Consider the following 1,789-nt stretch of genomic DNA (forward strand, 5'->3'; position numbering starts at 1 on the left):
CAGCTCGCCTCCCACAGCGACATAAGCGCTTTTTGACGACGCGCACTCTGGATCAGACTCCAGTCGGCTTCTCCCGCTGACATTGTGTTCAATCGCCATGCGTATGAAGTTGCTCAGTAGCGCATGTCCATATTCCGAGTCGATGGACTCCGGGTGGAATTGAACCCCCCATATCGGCCGGGAAACGTGCTCGATTGCCATCACCACACCTTCGGAGGACCACGCTGTGCATTGAAGCTCCGCTGGCAGACTTGTACACATCAACGAGTGGTACCGGACCACATCAAACTGCTCAGGCAAATCCCGAAAAAGCCCTTTGCCTGAGTGCGTAATACGGCTGCGATAGCCATGCACAGGGCTTGGAGCATGCCCGACAGCTCCACCAAGAAATTGTGCGATTCCCTGATGTCCCAGGCAGATGCCGAGTATCGGCACAGGAGAATGCAAAATGACACTGCCGCAGACACCAAAATCATCCTCTTCGGCGGGATGTCCGGGGCCGGGGGACAGTACGACTGCGTCGTATTTTTCGATGCCCAGTTCGTCGTACGAAACACAGTTCTTGACGATGTACGCGCACTCACCTGTAACCTCGAACAGATATTGCGCGATGTTATGAGTAAAAGAATCGAAATTATCAATCAGCAGTATTTTCATGAGGACACGCCCCGGTTCAGCCGCTGATTGATCAACACGTCTTCCTGCGTACACGTCTCCGCAATGATGAGCTTGAAAATCGATTCGGTGTATTCCGGCCTGAGACCTGTTGTCTGTGATCTTTCCTTGATCATTTCCAGCACATGGGAAATTCGCCCAGGCTGCATCATCGCAATGCCATGCGCGGCTTTGAGCTCGGCAATGTCCATGCACAGCTTCATGCGCTCCGAGAGCAGATCGACCATCTGCAAATTGATCGAGTCGAGCCTTTCTCGCAACGGTTGCAAAATATTTGACGTTCCTGACTGTGATAACTGTCCATGTTGTTGCATTCATGCACCTCCATTAGCCAATTTCTGCAAGGTATTCGACGGCCGGATTCAAGCTGGCTCGTTGACAGCGGGTGTCCACGTCCCGTTTCGCGACAACGCTTGCAATGCATCCCCAAGCATTCTGATCTCTTGCTCACGGTGATCAGACGACACTGCAAAACGCAGCATTGCCTTGCCTTTAGCGATGATTGGATAGAACACCGGGAACAGCAGCATGCCTTGTTCACGTAGGGCTCTAGCAGCCAGCAATCCGGCCTCCTCGGTTTCAAAGAAGGCGCCCCTGACTGGCGACTGGATACCCGCATTAAGTAGCTTGTTGTCGGTGACCGCATCTAAAAGACTGACGTTTTTCCACAGACGCTTTTGCAGCACGTCAATTTCTTCAGTGAGATGGATTTGCGCGGAAGCGACGTTCGCGGCGAGCATCGGCACCATGATCGAATGACCGAAGATCAATGGGTTTGCTGAAGTGCGGATGATCTCGACATCCTGCGGATCCGACACCACAACAAAACCACCGGCGCCGCCAAAGGCTTTGGAAAGTGAGCCGGCCAGAATGATATTTGCCGGCATCGAATGATCTACCGCAGAAAACGCGTAACCCGCGCCATGGCGTCCGACAATCGAAATACCGTGTGCATCGTCTACATACAGATATCCCTGCGCAGAATCCAACTGACGGGAAAGCTCGGTAATGGGCACCAAACCACTCATCGACCCAATGCCATCAATCAGAAGCACTGGAGTTTCGCCCCTGTTCGAGCACTCTTTCAGCGTAACGGCCAACGACTGAGGATCAG

At 53.0% G+C, this 1,789-nt stretch carries 3 protein-coding genes; all 3 read right to left on the minus strand.

Annotation, left to right across the window (positions count from 1 at the left end; genetic code table 11):
• The coding region (locus DBR18_RS05510) for an aminodeoxychorismate/anthranilate synthase component II (protein ID WP_146188733.1) at window positions 1-657 on the minus strand (657 nt) is incomplete at its 3' end.
• Window positions 654-989 (minus strand): chorismate mutase, encoded by a 336-nt coding sequence (locus DBR18_RS05515; RefSeq protein ID WP_108589565.1) that lies wholly within the window; start codon window positions 987-989, stop codon window positions 654-656. The genes DBR18_RS05515 and DBR18_RS05510, both read right to left, overlap by 4 nt.
• A 48-nt stretch (window positions 990-1,037) precedes the next feature.
• Window positions 1,038-1,789, minus strand: a 752-nt coding sequence (locus DBR18_RS05520; protein WP_146188734.1) for an aminotransferase class I/II-fold pyridoxal phosphate-dependent enzyme, incomplete at its 5' end; no start/stop codon positions are given.

The organism is Pseudomonas sp. HMWF021 (genome assembly GCF_003061005.1).
In the GTDB taxonomy this organism is placed as follows: Bacteria; Pseudomonadota; Gammaproteobacteria; order Pseudomonadales; family Pseudomonadaceae; genus Aquipseudomonas.